Origin of the sequence: Streptomyces sp. NPDC051684 (assembly GCF_044453445.1) — a bacterium.
Lineage (GTDB): Bacteria > Actinomycetota > Actinomycetes > Streptomycetales > Streptomycetaceae > Streptomyces.
Genome location: NZ_JBITCS010000035.1, coordinates 1 through 17,219 on the forward strand (window position 1 = coordinate 1; position 17,219 = coordinate 17,219).

The 17,219-nt window shown below is 72.5% G+C and carries 15 protein-coding genes; 6 read left to right on the top strand and 9 right to left on the bottom strand.

Going from position 1 to position 17,219, the window contains the following annotated elements:
• Window positions 1–162 precede the first annotated feature (162 nt).
• Together ACIA8D_RS32555 and ACIA8D_RS32560 are read right to left on the bottom strand one after the other, a co-directional pair.
• Complete coding sequence (locus tag ACIA8D_RS32555) at window positions 163–1,041, bottom strand: alpha/beta fold hydrolase (protein ID WP_399237775.1); 879 nt, start codon at window positions 1,039–1,041, stop codon at window positions 163–165.
• A 523-nt stretch (window positions 1,042–1,564) separates the two neighbouring features.
• Window positions 1,565–2,257: a metal-dependent transcriptional regulator gene (locus ACIA8D_RS32560; RefSeq protein WP_327662146.1), complete on the bottom strand. Its 693-nt coding sequence runs from the start codon at window positions 2,255–2,257 to the stop codon at window positions 1,565–1,567.
• A gap of 255 nt (window positions 2,258–2,512) precedes the next feature.
• Between ACIA8D_RS32560 and ACIA8D_RS32565 the strand changes: the two genes are divergently transcribed.
• Window positions 2,513–3,277: an SIS domain-containing protein gene (locus ACIA8D_RS32565; RefSeq protein WP_399237777.1), complete on the top strand. Its 765-nt coding sequence runs from the start codon at window positions 2,513–2,515 to the stop codon at window positions 3,275–3,277.
• A gap of 42 nt (window positions 3,278–3,319) precedes the next feature.
• Here the strand turns inward: ACIA8D_RS32565 and ACIA8D_RS32570 are convergent, their stop codons facing one another.
• Window positions 3,320–4,696 (bottom strand): PAS domain-containing protein, encoded by a 1,377-nt coding sequence (locus ACIA8D_RS32570; RefSeq protein ID WP_399237778.1) that lies wholly within the window; start codon window positions 4,694–4,696, stop codon window positions 3,320–3,322.
• 139 nt (window positions 4,697–4,835) lie between these two features.
• Between ACIA8D_RS32570 and ACIA8D_RS32575 the strand changes: the two genes are divergently transcribed.
• Complete coding sequence (locus ACIA8D_RS32575) at window positions 4,836–5,366, top strand: DinB family protein (protein ID WP_399237779.1); 531 nt, start codon at window positions 4,836–4,838, stop codon at window positions 5,364–5,366.
• A 315-nt stretch (window positions 5,367–5,681) separates the two neighbouring features.
• Here ACIA8D_RS32575 and ACIA8D_RS32580 read toward each other — a convergent pair whose 3' ends face one another.
• From ACIA8D_RS32580 to ACIA8D_RS32590, 3 genes are all read right to left on the bottom strand, one after another.
• On the bottom strand, window positions 5,682–7,253 hold the full coding sequence (locus ACIA8D_RS32580; RefSeq protein WP_399237780.1) for a transporter: 1,572 nt from the start codon (window positions 7,251–7,253) through the stop codon (window positions 5,682–5,684).
• Window positions 7,250–8,116 (bottom strand): ABC transporter ATP-binding protein, encoded by an 867-nt coding sequence (locus ACIA8D_RS32585; RefSeq protein WP_399237781.1) that lies wholly within the window; start codon window positions 8,114–8,116, stop codon window positions 7,250–7,252. Before ACIA8D_RS32585 ends, ACIA8D_RS32580 begins: the two co-directional genes overlap by 4 nt.
• 77 nt (window positions 8,117–8,193) lie before the next feature.
• Window positions 8,194–8,880, bottom strand: a complete 687-nt coding sequence (locus ACIA8D_RS32590) for a bifunctional DNA primase/polymerase (RefSeq protein ID WP_399237782.1) — start codon at window positions 8,878–8,880, stop codon at window positions 8,194–8,196.
• Between the two features lie 314 nt (window positions 8,881–9,194).
• Between ACIA8D_RS32590 and ACIA8D_RS32595 the strand changes: the two genes are divergently transcribed.
• Window positions 9,195–10,583: a transcriptional regulator gene (locus ACIA8D_RS32595; RefSeq protein ID WP_399237784.1), complete on the top strand. Its 1,389-nt coding sequence runs from the start codon at window positions 9,195–9,197 to the stop codon at window positions 10,581–10,583.
• Between the two features lie 223 nt (window positions 10,584–10,806).
• Entirely contained in the window at window positions 10,807–12,246 is a 1,440-nt protein-coding gene (locus tag ACIA8D_RS32600) for a hypothetical protein (RefSeq protein ID WP_399237862.1), read from the top strand.
• A gap of 24 nt (window positions 12,247–12,270) precedes the next feature.
• On the opposite strand, the gene ACIA8D_RS32605 is transcribed toward ACIA8D_RS32600, so the two are convergent.
• Complete coding sequence (locus ACIA8D_RS32605; RefSeq protein ID WP_399237785.1) at window positions 12,271–13,554, bottom strand: ABC transporter substrate-binding protein; 1,284 nt, start codon at window positions 13,552–13,554, stop codon at window positions 12,271–12,273.
• 117 nt (window positions 13,555–13,671) lie between these two features.
• Here ACIA8D_RS32605 and ACIA8D_RS32610 point away from each other — a divergent pair, with 117 nt between their 5' ends.
• Together ACIA8D_RS32610 and purU are read left to right on the top strand one after the other, a co-directional pair.
• Window positions 13,672–14,172, top strand: coding sequence for a hypothetical protein (locus ACIA8D_RS32610; RefSeq protein ID WP_399237787.1), 501 nt, complete (start codon window positions 13,672–13,674; stop codon window positions 14,170–14,172).
• A gap of 30 nt (window positions 14,173–14,202) precedes the next feature.
• Window positions 14,203–15,078 (top strand): formyltetrahydrofolate deformylase, encoded by an 876-nt coding sequence (purU, locus tag ACIA8D_RS32615; RefSeq protein WP_399237788.1) that lies wholly within the window; start codon window positions 14,203–14,205, stop codon window positions 15,076–15,078.
• Window positions 15,079–15,174: 96 nt separating this feature from the next.
• On the opposite strand, the gene ACIA8D_RS32620 is transcribed toward purU, so the two are convergent.
• Both ACIA8D_RS32620 and ACIA8D_RS32625 read right to left on the bottom strand, forming a co-directional pair.
• Window positions 15,175–16,446, bottom strand: coding sequence for a zf-HC2 domain-containing protein (locus tag ACIA8D_RS32620; protein ID WP_399237789.1), 1,272 nt, complete (start codon window positions 16,444–16,446; stop codon window positions 15,175–15,177).
• Window positions 16,443–17,018: a sigma-70 family RNA polymerase sigma factor gene (locus ACIA8D_RS32625; RefSeq protein ID WP_399237790.1), complete on the bottom strand. Its 576-nt coding sequence runs from the start codon at window positions 17,016–17,018 to the stop codon at window positions 16,443–16,445. Before ACIA8D_RS32625 ends, ACIA8D_RS32620 begins: the two co-directional genes overlap by 4 nt.
• Between the last annotated feature and the right edge of the window lie 201 nt (window positions 17,019–17,219).

Genomic DNA, 17,219 nt, shown 5'->3' on the forward strand with positions numbered 1-17,219 from the left:
CCGACCGCGTGCCTGGTGCACCGCCTGCGCCCCGGCCCACGACCCCGATTCTCCCGCCCGCCCGGGGGGGGGGGCCAAACCCCCCCCCGCGGGGTTTGGGGGCGGGGGGCCGGGGGCGGCCCCCCGAGACGCCAACCCCGGCTCCGCCCCGGGCCCCGCCGCTCAATCGCCGCGGGGGCTCGAACGGGTCAAGACCTCGTCAAGGAACGGCTCAACCGCGGCACGCCACGCCTCCGGCTGGTCGTAGTGCACGAGATGCCCGGCGTCGGCCACCTCCCCGTACACCCCCCTGGGAAGGACCCGCACCATCTCCTGCGCCTCCGCCCGCCCCAACTCCCCGTCCAGCCCGCGCAGCACCAGCGCCGGGCACTGGACCGCCGCCAGCTCCTCCCAGTGCGCGTCGTAGACCCACGTGGAGCGCGCCTCGAGCATCTGGCGGCGCGAGAACACCGGCCGCCAGCCGTCCGCCGTCTCCGTCATCACCTCGGCGTAGAACTCCCCGCGCGCGGGGTTGGGCCGCTCGACCCAGGGATCGTCCTCCCCGAACCACTTCCGTACGTCCGCGAGCGTCGCGAACGGCAGCGGCCACGCCTTGAACCAGTCCTCCCACTCCCGCTGGGAGGCGGCCCCGAGCGCGGAGGCCCGCATGTCGCAGATGATCAGGCCGCGGACGAGATCGGGCCGGCGGGCGGCGAGCTGCCACGCCGTGAGCGCTCCCATGGAGTGCCCGATGAGAACGGCCGGTTCGAGCCCCAGCTGGACGAGCGCCGCCTCCGCGTCCAGGACGTACGCCTCCCGGTCGAACGGGCCCTGCGGCGGCTTGTCGCTCTGCCCGTGCCCGCGCTGGTCGAGGGCGACCGCGCGGTGCCGCTCGGCCAGCCATCGGGTCGTGCCCGCCCAGTGGGACGCCCGCCCCATGAGTCCGTGCAGCAGCAGGACTCCGGGGTTGTGGCCGACCTCGCCCGACTTGGGCGGGTCGGCGAATTCCCAGGCGGCCAGGTGGATCCCGCCCGTTCCGGTCACGTCGATGCGCCGTGCCATAGGCCCTGGCACCCCCTCGTGGTCGCGCCTGCAGTCGCGTACCCGCGCACGCTATCGAACCTGTTTTCGAAAGCGCGCCGCTCTCGGACAACACCCCTCATTTGAGTGACAGAACTCAAGGAATGACCGGCGCTGTCGAGGGGATCTCTTCAGCGGGAGGCGGACCGCTCGGGGAAATCGGTCCGAGGGGATCGACCCTGGGAGCTCGGGGCTCCGGGTCGGAACAGGGGAGGACAGGCCCCGGCGCCGCAAGGCGCCGGGGCCCTCTGTCTGTGGTGCGGCGTTCGACGCCGCCTCCGGTGCACCCCGTGCCCCCCAGGCTCGTCGCGCCCCGATCGGCCGGTCCATGCGGCCCCCTCTGGTCATATGCCTCACGCGACAGCCTTGCACGCCGAGCGTCCGATCGCTGCGGTTCCGCACAGTGAATCTTGTTTTCTGCGCGGAAGTGCAGCATGTGCGGATACAAGTCAACTTACCCGCACGGCACGGAAGTTGACGCCCGGCCCGCAGGCGGCCGCTCGGCTCAGCGTTTCGCCACGAAGACGTGCGAGGCGATCTCCGCCTCCAGCTCCGCCGCCTCACCGCTGCTGCCGACGAGCACCCCGCCCGGCGACTGCGTCACGCTGACCACCGAACCGGGCTGCACACCCGCACGCCGCAGCGTGTACATGAGCTGCGCGTCCGTCTGGATCGGCTCGCCGATGCGGCGCACCACGACCGTCTTGCCGTCGGCCCCCGGGTCGAGGTCGGACAGCGAGACCATCCCCTCGTCCAGGAACGGGTTCGCCCCGTCCTTCTCGCCCAGCTCCTCCAGGCCCGGGATCGGGTTCCCGTACGGCGACTCCGTCGGGTGGCGGAGCAGCTCGAGGACGCGGCGCTCGACCGCCTCGCTCATCACGTGCTCCCAACGGCAGGCCTCCGCGTGCACCTGCTCCCACTCCAGGCCGATCACGTCGACGAGCAGACACTCCGCGAGCCGGTGCTTGCGCATCACGCGCGTCGCGAGGCGCCGGCCCTCGTCGGTCAGCTCCAGGTGCCGGTCGGCGGCCACGGCGACCAGGCCGTCCCGCTCCATGCGGGCCACCGTCTGGCTCACCGTCGGCCCGCTCTGGTCGAGCCGCTCGGCGATCCGGGCGCGCATGGGGACCACACCTTCCTCCTCCAGCTCGAGGATGGTGCGGAGGTACATCTCCGTGGTGTCGATCAGTCCGGACATACGTGCCCCTCGTGTAGCTCTCTAGCTTCGCGACAGCTCCGCTGGCTGGCCGCGCCGCGTGTGCGCCGGCCCTGGAACCCAGAACTCAATTCTGACGCATACCGCTGACAACCGTGACGCGCCAGGGAAACGACGGGCCAGGAGGGGCCGGGAACCGTATTGACAGAGCACTGGTCCAGACCGCACCGTGATCGGCGAACGCGCCACGCACCACCGAGATCCGACCCTTCTCACCAGGACCCAAGGGGCATACCGATGAGCGAGAGCAGGCCGGCCGCGCAGTACCTCGACGCCTCCATCGGGCTCCTCACGAGGATCCGTGACGAGGAGGCCGACAACATCGCGGCCGCCGGCACCCTCCTCGCCGACACCGTCGCCGACGGCGGCCGGCTCTTCGCCTTCGGCGCCGGCCACTCCGGGCTCGCCGCGCAGGACGTCGTCTACCGGGCGGGCGGCCTCGCCCTCATGAACCTGCTGTCGGTCCCCGGCACCGTCGGCATCGACGTCATGCCCGCGACGCTCGGCTCCGCCCTCGAACGGGTCGACGGGCTCGCGGCGGCGGTCCTCGACGCCAGCCCCGCGCGGGCCGGCGACGCGCTGATCATCATCTCCCTGTCCGGGCGCAACGCGCTCCCCGTGGAGATGGCCCTCAGCGCCCGCGCCGCGGGCATCAAGGTCATCGGCGTCACCTCCCTGTCGTACGCGACCGGGCCCGACGCCCCCACCTCCCGCCACGTCTCCGGCAGCTACCTGCGCGACCACTGCGACGTCGTCCTCGACTCCAAGATCGCGATCGGCGACGCCGAGCTCACCCACGAGGGCGTCGACACCCCCTTCGCGCCCGCCTCCACGGTCACCACCAGCGCCCTCATGCAGGCGACCCTCGCGACCTGCGCCGCGACCCTGGCCGACCGGGGCATCCAGCCCCCGCTGCTGCGCTCCGGGAACGTCGACGGCGGCCTGGAGTGGAACGCGCGGGTCTTCGAGGAGTACGGGGACCGGATCTACTACCGGCGCTGACCCGCCGGGCAGAGCCCCAGGGCCCGATCCGAACGCCAGGCCCTACCGCTCGTCACCCGCCAGCGCCCACGCCAGATCCACCGCGCCCGCGATCCGCACCGCCACGCTCTCCGCGTACACGGCGTCCCCGCGCTCGAACCCGACCCTGCTGGCACTCCGCAGGAACGTCACCACGCCGACCGCACGGCCCCGGCTGCGCAGCGCCGCGCACAACGCGTACACCGTGCCCTCCGGCCACTGCCGCTCCAGGGCCCAGTCCCCGCGGACCACGCCCCTCTCCGCGGCGGCCCGCACCGACCCCGCCCGCTCCACGCACTGCAACGCCGGATGCCCCGCCGCGTACCGCACCGGCAGCGCACCCCGCGACACCAGCAGGCTCGGCCCCGGCGCACCGGACGGCGTGGCCGCGGCCCGCACGAGCCGCAGCGGCTCCTCGCTCGCCACCAGGTCGATCACCGCGTGGTCGGCGAACCCGGCGAGCGCGAAGTCCAGATGCACCGTCGCCGCCTCGGCCGGGTTCTCGCACTCGGCGGCGGCCCGCGCCGCGCGGTGCAACTGCTGCGACCGGAAGCGCAGCTGCGCGGCCTCCTGCTCGTTCTGCTTGGCCTCGGTCACGTCCTGGAACAGCCACCCGACGCCCAGCGGCACCGGCTCCTCGGCGAGCGGCGACGCGAGCCGCACGAAGCCGCTGCGCCAGCACCGGCGCTCCGTGCGCCCAGCGCCCTCGCCGGGCCGCCGCAGCGTCACCCACACCTCCGTCGGGGACGGCGGCGCACCCTCGGCGAGCACATGGGCGAGCGCGCTCTCCAGCTCCTCCACGCCCTGTCCGACGAGATCCCCGAGCGGCCGGCCCAGCGCGGCGGTGCGCCCGGTTCCCATCGCCCGCGCGGCATGCCCGTTCATCACGGCGGGGCGCAGATCCGCGTCGACCAGCACGACACCCCACGCGGCGTCCTCGAACAGCGCCTCGCTCAGCGCGATGGACCGCTCCAGGTCGATCTGCGCGTGCACCTCGCTGAAGGCGCAGTACACCCCGGCGGGCTTCCCGTCGGGGCCCCGCACGGCGGCGGACTGCGTGCGCACGAGCACCCGGCCGCCCTCCTTGGTGAGCAGCGCGAACTCGTTCACCTGCCGCCCCGGAGCGTGCATCGAGGCCAGCAGCCTGCCCTGCACCTCCTCCGCGTCCGCGGAGCGCACGGCCCATCCCGCGAACCCGTGCCGCCCCACGGCCTCCTCGGCCGACCAGCCGAGCACCCGCTCGGCCTCCCGGTTCCAATGGGTCACGACCCCATCGGCGTCGAAGGCGCACAACGCGGCGTCCATGCCGTCCAACAACGCGGCCAGCAGATCGGCCCCGTCCGGCTCCGGCTCCTCGGGCCCGAGCGCATCAGTGGTCCCACTACGCCGGGAAGCACTCACCTGGAACCCCCTGCAGGCTGTGTCGGCGCGACGAATTCCTCGTACCGCTCCAGATCATTCAACTCGAACGTGACGCATCCCACACGGACTTCACGCAAGTTCGGAGAAACGGAAGAGCACATACAACCACCATGCACGTATGACGACACTGCCCGACGGCCGCCCCGTTCCACCTCCGGCCACCGACGAACGCGCCACCCTCGAAGGATGGTTGGACTTCCACCGCGAAACACTGGCCATCAAGTGCGCGGACCTGACGGACGCGCAGGCACGCGCGCGTGCGGTCCCCTCGTCGTCGCTCACCCTCCTCGGCCTGGTCCAGCACCTGGCGGAGGTCGAACGCAACTGGTTCCAGCGCGTCTTCGCGGGCGCCCACGACACCCCGCCGGTGTACGAAACAGGGGGCCCGAACGCCTTCACGCTCACCGCGGACCGCACCCTGTCCGACGCCCTGGCCCAGTGGCGCACGGAGGTCGCCCGCTCCCGCGAGCTCACGGCGACCGCGCCCTTGGACGTCACCGGCACGCTCTCCCCGGCGGAAGCCGCCTTCACCGGCGACCCCAAGGTCTCCCTGCGCTGGATCCTGACCCACCTGATCGAGGAGTACGCCCGCCACAACGGCCACGCGGACCTGCTCCGCGAGGCGATCGACGGGACGGCGGGGGCCTGACACCGGGCTCTCCCAAGGCCGCGTAAAACCGGTTGAAGCGCGCCGGGGACCTTCCTAAGGTGGGAGACACATCGAAGGGAGGTGGTTCGGCAGATGTATGAATCCCGGACGCGTGAGGTGACTGCGGGCTAGCGGCCCGACGTCGCATTTCGAATTCGGCGCCGGACCAGCGCGCGATATGTGCGTGCAGCCGGCCCAATCCCAAGCAGTCACCCGACCCGCGAGCCGCCGGTACGTCCGGCCGGCTTCCGACCGTCTCGTACGGGAGGAACCCAGGCTCGCGGGTCGTCTGCGTTTCCAGGGCCCCCGGGGCCCTCAGCCCTTGCTCACCGCCAGCAGGATCTCCGGCAGCCGGTTCGCCGTGCGCGGGGCCGCCAGGCGCAGGCCGAGGAGTGTCGCCGCCGCCCCGTACGCCGCGCCGACGGGCAGCAGGAGCCAGCTCCAGGAGGCCGCGCCCGTCGCGTGCAGGGCGATCGCGAGCGCCAGGACCGGGGCGCACAGGAGGGCCGCCGCGACCATGCCGCCGAAGATGGAGATCCACGCCAGGCCCGCCTGACCCGGTGCCACGTTCTTGTAGCCCTCCTGCGGGATCGAGTACGGGAAGCGGGCCGAGGTCCACGCGCCGGTCGCGAGCATCGCGCCGAGCAGGGCGTAGGAGAGGCCGAGGACTTCGGGGAGGGCCGGCCAGGCGTTGAGCATGGCCGTCGTGACGATGGTGACGAGCGTGGCGTACGGGAGGGTGATCAGGATGAGGGCCAGTGCACGCGCGCGTAGTTCGGCGTAGGCGTCGCGCGGCGACGCGATCGTCATCGCCACCATCCAGAACGCCGAGGTGTCCTGGCCGAACTGGTTGTACATCTGGATGCCGAGCATCCCGGAGGCGAAGCACGCGAAGTAGACGGTTCCGGTGCCCTGGAGGGCGTTGAAGACGGGCACGATCAGGCCGATCGCCAGGGACGTGATCCAGGCGGCCTTGGTCTTCGGATCGCGCCACACGTAGCGCAGGCTGCGCTCCATGACCGTTCCTGTGCGGCCCTCCGGGAGGAGGCGGCGCCGGGTGGTGGTGCGGCGGCGCCCCGGGGTCGCCGCCTCGATGGTGGAGCCGTCCGGCGCGGTCATCAGGCGGGTCAGGGCGCGCCGCCAGAGCGTCAGGAGCGCGAGGAGGGCCACTGCGCAGAGGGCGAGTTGGGCGAGTGCCGTTCCGTAGGAGCCCCTGCTCGTCGCGTCGACCGCCGCGATCGCCGAGGCCGGCGGGATCCAGCCCAGGACCTTCGCGACCGGGTCGAGCGCGTCCACTCCGCCCGCCGCGCCGAGCCGCTGCACCCCGAAGTTCACGAGCTGCGCGCCGACCGCAATGACGAGTCCGCTCAGGACGGCGAGGTCGCGGCCCTTGCGGCTGGTGAGCAGGCGGATGTTGGCCGCCGCCACGGTCCGGGCGAGGGCCACGCAGGTGAGGACGGTGAGCGGCACCGCGAGCACCGCGACGAGCGTGGCCGCCGCACCGTGCGCCACCGCGTACGCCGCGCCGAACGCGAGGCAGAGGGTGAAGAGCGGGCCGATGCCGACGAGTGACGCCACGAGCAGTCCGCGGACCAGCGGGTCGGGGCGCAGCGGGAGCATCGCGAGGCGGGTGGGGTCGAGGGTCTCGTCGCCGCTGGGGAAGAAGAGCGGGAGGACCGCCCAGCCGAGGGCGAGGAGGATGGTGAGGGGGATGCCGATCGTCGCGGCGTGGGCGTTGCCGTGCAGGAGGATCAGGCCGAGGAGTTGGAGTGCGGCGACGAGGGCTGCCGCGAGGAGTGAGGCGATGTAGGCGGCGCGGCGGCCGGCGGATTGGCGGAGGCCGTTGCGCAGCAGCGCGAGCTTGAGCTGGACCAGTACGCCGGTCACGGGCGGGTCCGCTTGTTGCGCTGCGGCGGCGTTGACGTCTCGGGGCTCTGCCCCGGACCCCGCGCCTCAATCGCCGGCGGGGCTTGGATGTTTCCCAGCCAGTCGAGAGCGTCGTCTCTTGAACGCTCGGTTGCCCCCACCAGTTGCAGGAACGCCTCCTGCAAGGAGTTCGACTCGCCGCGCACCTCCGCCAGAGGGCCCTGTGCGCGGATGCGGCCCGCCGCCATGACCGCGACCCAGTCGCAGAGGGACTCGACGAGTTCCATGACGTGGGAGGAGAAGACGACCGTCGCGCCGGAGTGCGTGTAGCGCTCCAGGACGCCGCGGATGGTCTGGGCCGAGACGGGGTCGACGCCCTCGAACGGTTCGTCCAGGAAGAGGACTTCGGGGTTGTGGAGGAGGGCCGCGGCGAGGCCGATCTTCTTGCGCATGCCGGTCGAGTAGTCGACGACGAGCTTGTTGGCGGCCCCGGCGAGGTCCAGTACGTCGAGGAGCTGGGCGGCGCGTTTGTCGACCTCCGCGCCGGGCAGGCCGCGCAATCTGCCGGTGTAGGCGAGGAGTTCGTGGCCCGAGAGGCGTTCGAAGAGGCGCAGGCCCTCGGGGAGGACGCCGATGCGGGCCTTGACCTCGGCGGGGTCGGCCCAGACGTCGTGGCCCGCGACGTGCACGGTGCCCTGGTCGGGGCGGAGCAGGCCGGTGACCATGGAGAGCGTGGTGGTCTTGCCCGCGCCGTTCGGGCCGACGAGGCCGATGAACCGGCCCGCGGGGAGCGCGAGTTCGATGCCGGCCACGGCGGTCTGCTGACCGAACGACTTCCATAGGTCGTGTACGCGTACGGCTGCGGTTTCCTCGGCCGAGGTCAACTGTGCCCGCCCTTCGTCGTCTTCGTCCGTCCGGGCACGATACGTCGCCCGGGGGCGGGCCACAGGGAGGCCGCGTGTCAGCCGCGTCGGCCCTCGCGCCCGCACGCGTACGCCAGTGGGGAGATGAGCTCCTCGGCGTCCGGGAGCCAGCGGTTCGCTGCGGTGGGGCGGCAGGCCCACTGGGCGGCGCCGCGGCTGCCGAAGCGGGTCGGGGGAGCGGCGACGTACTGGCCCTCGCCGAGCGCGAGCAGGTCGAGGGAGGCCGGGGGCCAGCCGAGCTTGCGGACGAGGTCGGGGACCTTGACGGTCGCGCCGGGGAGGACGAAGAACTGCATGCGGCGGTCGGGGGTGCAGGTCACGGGGCCGAGGGTGAGTTCCATCCGCTCCATGCGGGCGAGGGCGAGGAAGCCCGCGGTCTCCGGCACGTCGATCGCGTCGAAGGTGCGGCCCGTGGGGAGGAGGATCGACGCGTTCGGCTGCTTCGACCACAGGCGGCGGGCCACGGTCGCGCTGCCGGTCGCCTGGTTCGCCCAGTCGGGGCGGGCGGGGTGCGCGCCGGGTGCGGGGCACTGGGGGGAGCCGCACGAGCAGCGCTGGATGCCGTCGCCGATCTCCAGCCAGGTGCCGGGGAACACGTCCCAGTGCCGCTCCTCCGCGTAGCGGACGGCGGTGTCCAGGAGCGAGTCGCCGCGCTGCTGCGGGATCTGCCCGGCGGCGGTGACGGGTGGGCTGACGTCCGAGGTGCCTGCGATGGTCTCTTCCACGTCGTTCTCAACTCCCGCCGCCACGGAGGGTTACGGGCGCACGTGCGGGCGGGGTGGGGGCATCGTTCCCGCATGTGGGGCGCATGGGTGCATGGGTGGGGGCGCGCGGGCGAGGAGGCCCCGGGTCGTGGGTAGTGCGGGGAGATAACGACAACGGCGACGTGAACGACAACGCTGCTCGGTGACGTCAGGCGGGCGGGTGGTTGCCACCCGTTTGTGGTGCATCTTCCGTTTCCACCCAGGGCAGTGATGATCCAACGACCGGCTGTTGACCGGCAGTCGGACACCCGGACGGGCACAGCAGGGGGTACGCCATGGCCGCACGGCCGCTCGTCGCGCGACAGCCCAATGAACGGTTGCAGGCACTCATCCAGGAAGCGGGCTGTTCGAACGCGGGGCTCGCACGCCGGGTCAACATGTGCGGAGCGGAGCACGCGCTCGATCTGCGCTACGACAAGACGTCCGTGGCGCGCTGGCTGCGCGGGCAGCAGCCGCGCGGCCGGGCGCCGGGGATCATCGCGGAGGCGCTGGGCCGCAAGCTCGGACGCACGGTGACCATCGACGAGATCGGGATGGCAAACGGGAAGAACCTCGCCTCCGGTGTCGGGCTCCAGTTCTCGCCCACCGTGCTCGGCGCGATCGAGCAGGTCTGCGAGCTGTGGCGCAGCGACGTGGGGCGCAGGGACTTCCTCTCCGGTTCGTCCGTCGCGTCGTCGGCGCTCGTCGAGCCGAGCCGGGACTGGCTGATCTCCGTGCCGGACTCGCAGGTGGCGCGGACGGCGGGGCCGCGGGTCGGGCCCTCGGACGTGGCGGCGGTGCGGGCGATGACGCAGGCGCTGACCGACCTCGACCACCAGTACGGGAGCGGGCATGTCCGTCCCGTGGTCGTGCACTACCTGAACAGTGTGGTGAGCGGTCTGCTGGCGGGCTCGTACCGGGAGGCGGTGGGGCGCGAACTGTTCTCCGCCGTCGCGCGGTTGACGGAGCTCGCCGGGTACATGGCGATCGACACCGGGCAGCCGGGGCTCGCCCAGCGGTACTACATCCAGGCGCTGCGCCTCGCGCAGGCGGCCGGTGACCGTGGCTACGGCGGGTACGTACTGGCCGCGTCCATGAGTCACCTGGCGGCGCAGCTCGGCAACCCGCGCGAGATCTCCCAGCTCGCCCGCGCGGCTCAGGAGGGGGCGCGCGGGCGTGTCACGCCGCGCGCTGAGGCGATGTTCCACGCCGCCGAAGCGCGCGGCCACGCGCTCCTCGGGGACGCGCGGTCCGCGCAGTCCTCCTCCTCGCGCGCGGTCGCCGCCATGGAGCAGGCCGAGGGGCGGACCGGCTCCGGGGACGACCCGGTGTGGATCGCCCACTTCGACCACGCCTATCTGGCGGACGAACTGGCGCACTGCCACCGCGACTTGGGGCAGGCCAGGGACGCGGCGCGGTGCGCGCAGGAGTCGTTGGACGGGCATCCGGAGTCGCGGGCCCGCCGTCGCGCGATCGGTCTCGTGCTGCTCGCCACGGCGCAGGTGCAGCAGCGCGAGGTGGAGCAGGCCTGTCACACGGGACTTCGGGCCGTCGAACTGCTCGGCACGGTGCGTTCGAACCGGGGCGCGGAGTATCTGGACGACCTCAGGGAACGCCTCGATCCGTTCCGGGAGGAGCCCGTGGTGCGGGAGTTCGGGGCGCGCATGGAGCTCCAGGCGGCGTGAGCCGTGTCATAACGGGCAAGCCGGCAGCCGGTTTTGTTAGTCGCGTCACTGGGGAGGCTTTCGGGATTTGAGGTGCGTAGCAAGGGCGTACGAAGACCCGGTAGCGTGAGCCGACGATTCCGACCCCCTACGTAGGAGTCTTACGGTGACGGAGCAGAGCGGGCAGAGTGGGCAGGGCGGCAGCCCGCACCTTCCGCAGGCGCGGCAGACGCACGAAGGTGTCGTGCTGCCCGCCGACGGCGGTGAGCCCCTGTTGCCGGGCACGTACGGCGACCAGGCGGGTCCCGCGGGCGCGAGCCCGTGGGGGCAGCCCTGGGGGCCCGAGTCCCAGCAGGCGCACAACGCCGGGCCGATGCCGACCTACGACGGGTCCATGCCCACGTACGAGTGGGGTCAGCCGCAGGGCTCCGCGCCGATGCCGCCCGCGCCGCCGCAGGACCCCGGGGCGCTGCCGCCCCAGTCGTACGGCGCCGCACTGCCCCAGCAGCCGTCCGCGCAGGCGCTGCCGCAGCAGTACGCGGAGGCCGGGCCGCTGCCGCCCGCCGCTCCCGCGGGACCCGCGCCCGGCGTCTACGACGGGGACGCCACGCAGTACATACCCCCGACCGCCCAGCAGGCCGCCCAGCACGCGGCCGGCCCCGGTCTGCCGCCGGAGGCACCCGCCCCGGACGCCACGCAGTTCCTGGGGCGCGCGCAGCCGATGCCCGACGCGGCGCCGCCCGGCCACGGGGGCTCCGACAGCGAGGCCACGCAGTACATTCCGCCGGTCCCCGGCCAGCCGATGCCGGGCCAGGCGATGCCCCCGCAGGACCAGGGCTACGGCGTACGTCCCGGGGCGCCCGGTGAGCGGCAGCCGCCGGCCGAGTTCGACGCCCTGTTCCGTACGGAGCCGGAGGGCGGCGGCGGGGCGACCCAGCAGATGCCGCGCTTCGACCCGCAGACGGCGCCTCCCGGGCCCGGCGGCCCGGGCATGACGCCGCCCCCGCAGCAGTACGGGTACGAGCCCGAGCCCCCGCGCGGCGGCAAGACCCGCACCGGGTCCAAGGTGCCGCTGATCGCCGCGATCGGTGTGGCGATCCTCGTCGTGGGCGTCGGCGCGGGCGCCATGCTCAGCGGTGGCGACGACGACAAGAAGACGGACGCGACGAAGAACGTGTCGGGCTCGGCGCCCGCGTCCGAGTCGCCCTCGCCGTCCGTCGACCCGGCCAAGGCGCAGGCCGTCGAGCTCGACAAGCTGCTCGGCGACTCCAACAACAGCCGTTCCGCCGTGGTGCGTTCGGTCGGGAACATCGGCGGCTGCAAGGAGCTTCCGCAGGCCTCGAAGGACCTGCGCGGCGCGGCGAACCAGCGCAACGACCTGGTGACGCGCCTCGGCTCGCTTCAGGTGGACGAGCTGCCCGAGCACGCGCGCCTGACCGCCGCGCTCACCAGCGCGTGGAAGGCCTCCGCGTCCGCGGACAGCCACTACGCGAAGTGGGGCGACCAGGTCGCCGCGAAGAAGAAGGCGCTCTGCAAGAAGGGGCACGCCAGGCCGACGTCGGAGCGCAGGGCCGGCGACGCGGCGAGCGGTACGGCGTCCACGCAGAAGCAGCAGGCCGCGAAGCTGTGGAACCAGATCGCGAGCAAGTACGGGCTGACCCAGCGTTCGGCAGTCCAGCTCTGACGGCCCCCTTCGGGGACGTGGCGGTCAGGGCAGCCTGGCGAGCGTGTCCGTCACGTCCACCGAGGTCTTCCGGGTCGCCTTGAGCCGCCCGGAGACCACCTTCTGGAAGGTCACCCGCGCGTTGACCAGGCGCGGGAAGTCGCCGACGGTCGACATGTGGTCGTAGCCCCAGCGCAGCGGCGGCGTGAGCCCGCCCGTCGTCACCTTCAGGTCGTCGTCGAGGGCGGTGCGCACGGTGTGTGCGGTGACCGCGCCGTCGCCGACCGACTCGACGACCTGCCGCAGCACCTCGTACGCGATCCAGGTGGTCTGCACGCCCGCGTCCGCCGGGTCGATCCGGTTGTCGCCGAAGGCCTGCTCGTTGATCGCCCGCTTCATGGGGGCCCAGCGCGCGTCGCCGGACGCCGGGTACCAGCTGGTGACGTACGCCCCCTCGTACGGGCTCTTCGGGCCGCCGGTGCGGTCGACGGCGGTCTGGTCGACGCTGCCGAGGACGGTGGCGGTGCGCACCGAGGGGTAGTCGTCGCGCAACCGCCGGAACGAGTCGAAGAACGTGTTCGTGCGCTCCCCGAGCACCGCCGCGACGCATCCCTCGCCCTGCGGCGCCCGGCTCGCGGTGTCGAGCGCGCGGCGGGCCCGGTCCGCGTAGTCGGTGGCGTCGTCGGCGGCGAGCACGTCGACGGCGGCGGGCCGGTCGTGCAGGGCGAGGCCGGCGTTGAGCAGGGGGGCGAGCTGGTCGCCCGCGATGGAGTCGGGGCGGATCAGGACGGTGCGGGCGCAGTCCTCGGACAGCTGGCGCCCGTTCCCGGCGAGGAGGGCCGACTGGCCGCCGTTGACCGGGTAGGACAGCGGGCTGGTGAACTCGGCCTCGGTGGCGCCGTAGCCGCCTATGTAGGGGATGCCCGCGGACTCAAGGAGCGGCAGGAAGGCGTTCGAGTACTGGCTGTACGAGCCGACGACCGCGACCGCCTTGTGCTCGACGGCGGAGCGGGCGCAGCGGGCGGCGTCCACGCTGTCGTTGTGGTCGTTGCAGGTGAGGACCTTCAGGGGGCGGCCGCCGATGCCGCCGTGGGCGTTGATCCAGCGGGCGTAGGCGCGGGCCATGGCGGGCATGCCCGGCATGTTCGTCGCCTTGGTCTTCTCGGGCGCCCAGGTCATGACGGTCACCGGCTGTTTCTCCGCGCCCTTGGCGTCGCCGCCCGGGACGAGCCCGCACCCGGCGACCAGTGCGCCGCTCAGGAGCACGGCTGCGGTGCGCGCGTGGCTTCGGGGGATGCGGATACGGGTGCTGGGGCGCCTGCCGGTCATGTGCCCGCACGATTCCTCCGCACCGCCAACGGTCGAGTGATCCGCGGGCAACGCATGGTGACGATGAGGTGAATTGCGGGGGTCGTGCGGGGCCCGCGGGGCCGGGACGTACGATCGATGACCGTGCAAACCTCGGACAAGTCTTCCCGTCGCGGCCGTCGCTCCACGAAGATGGGCGGCATGCCACTCAACGACATGCCGTGGTGGCGCTGGCGCAGCAACGTGCGTTCCGCGCTGCACATGCTCTCCGACCCGTCGTTCCAGCGGGACGTCTGGCAGGCGGGCGTGGACGGGTACGGAGATGTGACCGACGCCGTGTACCGCCTGGTCGAGGACACCTGGCTGGACAACTGGTCGGCCGAGAAATACGTCGGGACGATCTTCCGGGACTCGCAGGAGGCGGCGCTCGTCGACGCCGCCGTGCTCCGGGTGCTGCGGATCATGCACCAGGTGGGCCCCGACGCCCCGGTCGCCGCGTATCTGAACCACGAGGGCTGGCCCGACGCGGTGCACGCGGCCCGCGACGCCCATGTGAGGCTCGCCACGAGCGACGGCGAGGACCCGGACGCGGTCCCGCAGACCCTCGAGGTGCTCCAGATCATGACGCGGGCGGCCTAGGGGCGCCTGCCGGGCGATTAGGCTTGGCGCATGAACGAGCAGTCCGCCGCCACCGGTCCCGAGCAGTACGTCCTCACGCTCTCCTGCCCCGACAAGCAGGGCATCGTGCACGCCGTGTCGAGCTACCTCTTCATGACCGGCTGCAACATCGAGGACAGTCAGCAGTTCGGCGACCACGACACAGGTCTGTTCTTCATGCGCGTCCACTTCAGTGCGGACGCCCCCGTGTCCGTGGAGAAGCTGCGCGCCAGCTTCGCCGCGATCGGCGACTCGTTCCAGATGGACTGGCAGATCCACCGGGCCTCGGACCGGATGAAGGTCGTCCTGATGGTCAGCAAGTTCGGCCACTGCCTCAACGACCTGCTCTTCCGGGCGCGGATCGGCGCGCTGCCGGTCGACATCGCCGCGGTCGTCTCCAACCACACGGACTTCGCCGAGCTGGTCGCCTCCTACGACATCCCCTTCCACCACATCCCGGTGACGAAGGAGACGAAGGCGCAGGCCGAGCAGCAGGTGCTCGATCTGGTGCGGGCGGAGGGCGTCGAACTGGTCGTGCTCGCGCGGTACATGCAGGTGCTCTCGGACGACCTGTGCAAGCAGCTCAGCGGGCGGATCATCAACATCCACCACTCGTTCCTGCCGAGCTTCAAGGGTGCGAAGCCGTACCACCAGGCGCATGCGCGTGGGGTGAAGCTGATCGGGGCGACCGCGCATTACGTGACCGCCGACCTCGACGAGGGGCCGATCATCGAGCAGGAGGTCGAGCGGGTCGGGCATGACGTCACGCCCGACCAGTTGGTGGCGATCGGCCGTGACGTCGAGTGCCAGGCGCTGGCGCGGGCCGTCAAGTGGCACGCCGAGCGGCGGATTCTTTTGAACGGCCGACGTACGGTCGTCTTCGCATAAGCCCTCCGGGCCTATCAAGCTCGGTTCGGCAATTTGAGCGCCGCAGGGGCTTGATTTCGCCGAACCGGGCTTGACGGAGCCGGAACAGAGGCCGGATTACAAGCGGCTCAGGCCGGCCGTCGCGGACAGGACGTCGCGGATGGCCTCGCGGTCGCCGACCTGGCCCGCCGCCGCTTCCTCCGGGAGGACATGGCCCGCGGCGAGGCGGCAGAACTCGACGCCGTCCAGGGCGACATGGGCCACCTCCCGCTCGTCGGAACCCGTCGCCGCGGGGGAGTCGAGGGCGATCAGCCACTCGCCGCCGCCCGCTCCCTCGACCTCCAGGCGCAGGCTGCGGCCGGGACGCCCCGCCCCGACGAGTTCCTTGGCGGGGGCCGCGAGACCGCTCCGGCGGCGCGCGGCCAGGGACTCGGGGAGCAGCCGGGCGGCGAGGTCGATCATCCGGTTGAGGTGGCGCGGCGCCGGGGCCTCGTAGGGATAGTCGACCGCGTCCGCGATGTCACCGGCGTGGATCCAGCACTCGAAGGCCCGGTCGATCATCGCGTCGCGCAGCGCGAGCTCGAAGTTGCCGTACGAGACCGGGAGTTGTCCCGAGCCCCCGGAGCCGCCCGTGTCCGAACCCGCGAAGGACACCGTGCGGATCACGGAGTGCGACTGCTCGCGCCAGGGCGCCCGCACCGCGCGCGTGGGCGGGAAGTAGGACGCCTTCCAGTACGCCTTGGTGCGCGCGGTCGGATCGAGCAGCTGCGGCGTGGGGTCCTCCAGGCCGAGGGCGCGGGCGACCAGGCCGTCGACGCTGGTCAGGTGGGCGATCACCCCGGCCACCGTGGTCTTCTTGCCGACCTGCTCCGCACCCTCGTACCAGCGCAGCCGCACCGGCGCGTGCCATTCGCCGTCGCCGATGTCCTGGAGCAGCGCGTCGAGCCGGGCGGTCTCCGCGTCGTACGGGGTGGCCCAGCCGGGGACGGGGATGCGGGCGGGGCGCCGGGTGAGGCAGCCCTCCAGGACGCGGGAGCGCAGCATCGGGTCGAGGTCGAGGCTCTCCTCCGCGTGCAGCAGGCCGACCGCGTCGCGCAGCCGCAGCGCCTCCTCGGCGCAGGTGCCGCAGCCGCCCAGGTGGACGTCGACGGCGGCCGCCTCCGCGGGGGAGCAGGCGGCCAGCGCCCAGGCGCCCAGCAGTGACTTGAGGACGCGGTGCTCCAGGACGGGCGGTTCGGCCGCGGTCAGATCGGGGAGCGGGCGGCCGGTGTCCTCGACGGAGGCGCGGGGCGTCGGTATCCACGGCCGGTCCGCCGGGCCGGCCCCCTCGGTCCCTTCGGGCTCCTCCTCGTAGGGGTCGAACCGGTCCGGTCCGTTCGCCGCGCTCACGCCGGCCTCCCGTAGTCGCGGCCGGGAGGCGTACCCGTGTTGTGGGCCGTCGACAGGAGTTGCAGGCCGAGGCGGAGCCTGCGGCGGGCCTCGTCCTCGGTGACGCCGAGATCGGCGGCGGTCTGGCGGTAGTCACGGCGCTGGAAGTACGCGAGGTTGAGCGCGTCGCGCAGCGGGGCGGGCATGGACGTCACGATGTAGTCGGCGCGGGCCGCTGCGGAGGCGTGACGCACCTTGCGCTCCAGGTCCTCGGTGGTGCCGAGCCCGGTGCGCACGAGCGCGGCGGACTCGGTCTGGCGCAGGCGCTGCACCGCGTGCCGGTGGGTGAGGGTGGCGATGAACGAGCGCAGCGGGCCCTGCTTCGGATCGTAGGACTCCGGATTCTCCCAGATCTGTGTGAACACGTCACGGGTGATCTGGTCGGCCGCCGTCTCGTCGTCGAGCACGCGGTGCGCCAGGCCGTGCACCAGGGAGGCGAACCGGTCGTAGAGCTCGCCGAGCGCCGCCGCCTCCCCGTGGGCCAGGCGCTGTTGCATCCTGCGGTCCCAGCGGGACGGGGTGTCCTTGGGCATGGGGCCCCCTCACCGACTGCCCGAACTTCTTTGCCTTGTACTCGAATGTAACTGTCGGCGCCGACAGCGCACGCCCCTTTGCCGCATTGTGCGCCCCGGGGGAGCAGAAGGTGGTAAAGACCATCCGCCGCCCGAAACGCGCTGAGCGATTTGGTTCACATGTGACCGGCCAGGGCTTAACCAGGCCATATGTGATAGGTC